General features: G+C 68.6%; 5 protein-coding genes and 1 pseudogene. 1 reads left to right on the top strand and 5 read right to left on the bottom strand.

What is annotated here, in order from left to right; all coding sequences use genetic code 11:
- The 5 genes from thsA to SD626R_RS00035 form a co-directional block, all read right to left on the bottom strand.
- A partial coding sequence (gene thsA / locus SD626R_RS00055) for a thermosome subunit alpha (protein WP_092561762.1) occupies positions 1–1,604 on the bottom strand: 1,604 nt, incomplete at its 3' end.
- Between the two features lie 455 nt (positions 1,605–2,059).
- The gene (locus SD626R_RS00050) at positions 2,060–2,602 is read right to left on the bottom strand and encodes a KH domain-containing protein (RefSeq protein WP_092561759.1); all 543 of its coding nucleotides are present in this window, start codon (positions 2,600–2,602) and stop codon (positions 2,060–2,062) included.
- 104 nt (positions 2,603–2,706) lie between these two features.
- Entirely contained in the window at positions 2,707–3,675 is a 969-nt protein-coding gene (rio1, locus tag SD626R_RS00045; protein WP_092561756.1) for a serine/threonine-protein kinase Rio1, read from the bottom strand.
- Between the two features lie 72 nt (positions 3,676–3,747).
- Positions 3,748–4,296: a Holliday junction resolvase Hjc gene (gene hjc / locus SD626R_RS00040; RefSeq protein ID WP_092561753.1), complete on the bottom strand. Its 549-nt coding sequence runs from the start codon at positions 4,294–4,296 to the stop codon at positions 3,748–3,750.
- Positions 4,297–4,356: 60 nt separating this feature from the next.
- Complete coding sequence (locus tag SD626R_RS00035) at positions 4,357–4,887, bottom strand: NADPH-dependent FMN reductase (RefSeq protein WP_092561750.1); 531 nt, start codon at positions 4,885–4,887, stop codon at positions 4,357–4,359.
- 351 nt (positions 4,888–5,238) lie between these two features.
- On the opposite strand from SD626R_RS00035, the pseudogene SD626R_RS00030 reads away from it, so the two are divergent.
- Positions 5,239–5,504, top strand: a pseudogene (locus tag SD626R_RS00030) (imidazoleglycerol-phosphate dehydratase); the annotation flags it as partial.

The raw sequence follows: 5,504 nt of genomic DNA, 5'->3' as shown, positions 1-5,504 counted from the left end.
CCGCCGGGCGCGCCGCCGGGGCCGCCCTCGTCGCCGCCGTCGTCGGAGCCGCCGCCCTTGAGGTCGCCGGCCGCGATGACGTCGTCGATGCGCAGGATCATGACGGCCGCCTCGGTGGCGGACTCGATAGCCTGGGTCTTGACGCGGAGCGGCTCCACGACGCCCTCGGCCTCCATGTCGATCACGTCGCCCGTGTAGGCGTCGAGACCGGCGCCGAACTCGCCGCCGTCGTGGCGGGAGCGGAGGTCGACCAGCGAGTCGATGGGGTCGAGACCCGCGTTCTCGGCGAGGGTGCGCGGGACGACTTCCAGCGCGTCGGCGAACGCCTCGACGGCGAGCTGCTCGCGGCCGCCGACGGAGTCGGCGAAGTCGCGGAGCTGCAGCGCGAGCTCGGCCTCGGGGGCGCCGCCGCCGGGCAGGACCTGCCCGTCGAGCAGCGTCGTGCGGACGACGCCGAGCGAGTCCTCGATGGCGCGCTCGACCTCGTCGACGACGTGTTCGGTGCCGCCGCGGAGAATGAGGGTGACGGACTTCGCCTCCTCGACGTCCTCGACGAAGATGCGCTCGTCGCCGCCGATGTCCTTCTGGGCGACGGAGCCGGCGAAGCCGAGATCGTCCGACTCGATATCTTCGAGGTTGGAGACGACGCGGCCGCCGGTCGCGCGGGCGAGGCGATTCAGGTCGCCGGACTTCGCGCGGCGGACGGCGAGGATACCCTCCTGCGCGAGGTAGTGCTGGGCCATGTCGTCGATGCCGTCACCGACGAAGACGACGTCGGCGCCGATGTCGACGAGGTGGTCGACCATCTCGCGGAGCTGGGCCTCCTCCTGGTCGAGGAACTGCTGGAGCTGGTCGGGGTCGGTGACGTTGACCTCGGCGTCGATCTCGGTCTCCTTGACCTCGATGGCGCCGTCGAACAGCGCCACGTCGGCGTCCTCGACCGCGAAGGGCATGTTCTCGTCGACGCGCTCCTTGTCGACGATGACGCCCTCGACGAGCTCGGACTGGTCGATCGAGCTGCCGACGACCTTCTCGACGGAGACGTTCTCCGTGTCGATGCCGTCGTCGTCCTGGACCGCGAGGACGGCGTCGACGACGAGCTCGGCGAGGAGGTCCTTGGAGTTCTCGGCGCCCTTGCCCGTCATCGCCGTCTCGGCGATCTCGACGAGCGTGTCGTAGTCGTCCGCGGAGACGTCGATGGCCTGCTCGTCGAGGATCTCCTTGGCCTTCTCGGCGGCCTGACGGTACCCCTGCGCGAGGGTCGTCGCGTGGATGTCCTGGTCGAGGAGCTCCTCGGCCTGATCGAGGAGCTCACCGGCGACCACGACCGCGCTCGTGGTGCCGTCGCCGACCTCCTCCTCCTGCGTCTCGGAGACCTCGACGATCATGTTGGCCGCCGGGTGGTCGATATCCATCTCTTTCAGGATGGTGACGCCGTCGTTCGTGACGACGACGGACCCGCCGGAGTCGACGAGCATCTTGTCCATCCCTTTCGGGCCGAGCGTGGTGCGGACGGACTCCGCGACCGCCTTGCCGGCCGTGATGTTCATGTTCTGCGCGTCCTTTCCGGAGGTGCGCTGCGACTCCTCGGAAAGTACGATCATGGGCTGATTGCCCATCCGCTGGCGCTGTGACATTACAACCTTTGATTGTTTGTGATTCTATATAAACTCTTCGTTCAAGTCGTGCGAAACCGCAACACGGTGGGGGAATATCGGCCGGTATGCGGTGGGTTCACACGGCTCTTTATATAGAACTCCAGATCAAGTACTGGTAGCAAATCGGGTGTAGCAAACCACGGTGGCGCGTGCCTGCGAGCGGCCGCCCTTGGCGGCCGCGAGACAACACGCGCGAGGGATGCGGCTAACGCGAGCGGCGAAGCCGCGAGCCGCGAGGCTGGGGAGGCGTGAGGCTGCGGTGCGGTTGACTGGGGCTTTGTGTTCGCCGCGGCGGCAACCGCATACAGCCGAGAGACTGGGACTTTAGAGGTAGTCACGACACCATCGAAAGCAATCGGTGCTGAACGAACACTAACCGCAACACCGGAGGACCTGCTCGATTACTGCGGCGCGTTGAAGCTCACGTCGTCGTCGAGCTCGTTCGACATGCGCTCCAAGTACGAGTACACCGCGCCGTGGGGCGCGCCGTCGAGCAGCATCCCGACGGCCCGCCGAACCACTTCCAACTCCTCGGGCTGACCCACCGCGCCGACGGTCGATCCGTAGACGACGACGTTCGCGCCCGACAGCTCCTCCAGTAACTCCCGGGTGCGGCCGTTCTCGCCGATGATCCGGCCCTTCTTGCGCTGGAGGTCGTTGTCGTTGCGGGTGTGTTCCGACAGGTCGATCAGGTCGAGCGTCCGGAGGTCGTGGTCGAGGATCGACAGCGCAGTCTCCGGCTTGAAGCCGCGTCCGATCGCCTTGATCACGTCCGGGGCCACCATCGCGGCGACGGGGTCGTCGCGCTCCTCGATGGCGACGCTGCCCGACTCCGAGTCGACGTCCAGCCGCACGTTCGCCCGCTCTTCGATCTCTCGCATCGTCTCGCCGCCGGCGCCGATGACGACGCCGATGCGGTCCTGCGGAACCGTCACGTGTTGCATACCACGGGTTACCCGTCGGAGCCTTTTAAGCGTGTTCCGGTGACTCCGAGCGTGCGGTCGCGTAACGCGGGTCTTCGGGGCGCTGAGGGCGGTCTCGTCCCGGTCTACTCGTCGGTCGCGCCGGTGGGCTTGCCGGTCGCGTTCGATTCCGGCTCCCCGCTCGGATCGGCCTCCGGTTCCGTCACGTACGCGCGGAGGTCGTCGGGATCGACGTCGATCCCCTCGCGGGTGAAGAAGGCGGCCACGTTCTCGCAGTCGCGGTCGAGGAACTCGCCGGCGTTCGGGTGATGGACCGTCACGGCCTGTCCCAAGTCGATGATCACCAGCTCGCCGTCGTGGACGATCATGTTGTACTCCGAGAGGTCGCCGTGGATCAGCCCGGCGCGGTAGAGCCGGCGCATGTACTCGCGGACGACCTCGTAGGCGGTCTCGGGGTTCTCCACGTCGACCTCGTTCAGTCGTCGGGCACGGTCCTCCGCGTGTCCCACGAGCTCCATCACGAGGACGTTCCGCTGGACCGCGATCGGCTCGGGCACTCGGACGCCCGCCTTGCGCGCCCGCTTGAGGTTCGCGAACTCCTTGCGGGTCCACGCCAGCACGACCGCCTTCTTGTCGCTCGCGATGCCCTCGAACCGGGGGTCACCCTCCAGGTAGTCGCGCATCTGCCGGAAGTTCGAGGAGTTGATCCGATACACCTTCACCGCGACCTCGCGCTCCGAGTGGACGCCCTCCGGACCGCCGCCCGCGGCCTCAGAGCCGGGGTCCGGTCGCTCGCCCGCCTGCCCGCCCAGCGCCTCGAAGACGCTCGCCTCCTTTCCCGTCGACACCGGGCCGCCGAAGGCGTCGACGTAGCCGTCTTGCACGAGTTTGTAGATGGCCGCCAGCGTCGCGTCGTCGAACACCGACTCCTGCAGTTTGAACTGCTCGGTGTCTTTGATCCGCTTGCGGAACTCGTCGAACTCCCGGTCCTGCCGGAGCGCGATCCGGTCCGCCTCCGTGTCGGAGACGTCCAGCTGTTCCCACTCGTCGCCGGGCTGATCGTCGGGCTCCAGCAGGACGAACTCCTCGCTCATTCGCGTTAGCGTTCGGCGTCGCGAGGGATAAGCGAGGGGGTCCGGAGCCGCTCGCGGCTCGATTCCGGGCGGTCACAGCACGTCGAGCGCGTCCTCGACCGGCATGTGGCCGTCCCTGACCGCCTCCAGAATCTCCCGGCGCTCTTCGAGCTCGGGATCGACGGCGTCGCCGCCAGCACCTCCGCCGCCGATCTCGTCGAGGGTCACCTTCTCCGTCTCCCCGACGAACTCGGAGAAGTCGGTGCCGTCGGCGAGCGCCGTCTCCTTCTTCACCCGATACGACCCGGCGTCGGTGGTGTAGAGGTCGCCTGGATGGAAGAAGTACCAGTCCTCGCGGTCGAACCGCACCGCGATCCGCGCCTTCGCGCCGAAGTTCCGCGCGAAGAAGGTCAGCGCCTCCACCTCCTCGCCGGTGAGGTAGATCGGGTCGCCGGCGCTCGACTTCGCCTCGATCGCGTAGAACGCCTCGCCGTCGCCGGCGAGAACGTCCGGGAGCTCCCGCTCCGTCGCGGCGCCGCTGGCCGGCGCGCGCATCACGGCGAACCCGGCCTCGTCGAGGGCGTTCACGAGCTCGCGCTCGCGGCGGTCCCCCTTCCGGTTAGCGGACACGGTCGTCGTCACCCGGTTCGGTCATGGGCGCCGTAGGCGCGAGGCGGGCAAAAGGGCGGCGGGTCGCTCCCGTCACTCCCGCAGCCGCTCCGCGTGCTCCGCCACGACCCGGCCGAGCCGTTCCGTGCGCTCTCGGAGGTCGTCGTCGCGGATCCCCGTCTCGTCGACGACGCCCGACGCGCCCCGGATCCCGACCTCGTGGGGGACCGTCCACGCGTGGACGTTCCGGAAGGTCGACCGGAGGTGTTCGAGCGTCCCGCCGTACGACCCCCCGCCGGCGGTCGCGAGCAGCCCAACGGCGGTGTTCGCGTACTCGTCGGAGCCGCAGAAGTCGTGGAAGTTCTTGAACGTCGAGGAGTAGGAGCCGCGGTAGACGGGGGTCCCGGCGATCACGCCGTCGGCCTCGCGGACGCGCCGCCTCAACGCCTCGCTGTCGCCTTGCGCGTCCTCGTCGGGGTGGTACAGCGGGAGGTCGACCGCGCTGAGGTCGATCATCCCGGTCTCGGCGCCCGCGTCGGCCGCGGCGTCGAGCGCGACGTCCAGCGCGGCCCGCGTGGTGCTGTCCGCGCTCCGGCTGCCGGAGACGGCGACGATTCGGGTCATACGCTTCGTTCGGGCGCGTCTCGTAAAAACGCGGGCGATCGGCGAGACGCGCCGCCGAAGTTCCGACCGCTCGCTTCTACGCCGCTGCCGACGAGCCGACGGCGAACACCGCCAAAGCCCCAGCCGCTCGGCGATACGGGGACGACTACGGATCGGCAGAGAACACCGCCAAAGCCCCAGCCGCACAGCGCCGCAGCCTCACACCTCCCCAGCCTCGTCGGACCGGCGCGACCGCGCCGGTCGCGCTGGCACTCACAGACGATCGCCTCCTTCCAGGTGACGCTCGCTGCGCTCCAATTCGGGCTCCGTCACACCCACAACCGACTTACGAATCGGCCGCGACGGGCCGGTATGAGCGAGCACGACCGGACGGCCGCGGTTACCCGCGAGACGAGCGAGACGACGATCGAGCTCACGCTCGCGGTCGACGGCGACGGCGACAGCGAGGTCGACACCGGGATCGGCTTCTACGACCACATGCTGGCGTCGTTCGCGAAACACGGCCTCTTCGACCTCACCGTCAGGTGCGACGGCGACACCGAGATCGACGACCACCACACCGTCGAGGACGTGGCGATCTGTCTCGGCGAGGCGTTCGACGAGGCGCTCGGCGACAA

The organism is Halorubrum sp. SD626R, from assembly GCF_001261915.1.
Taxonomy (GTDB): domain Archaea; phylum Halobacteriota; class Halobacteria; order Halobacteriales; family Haloferacaceae; genus Halorubrum.
The sequence above is the reverse complement of the archived record's forward strand: the minus strand, read 5'-3'. Positions and strand labels throughout refer to the sequence as shown.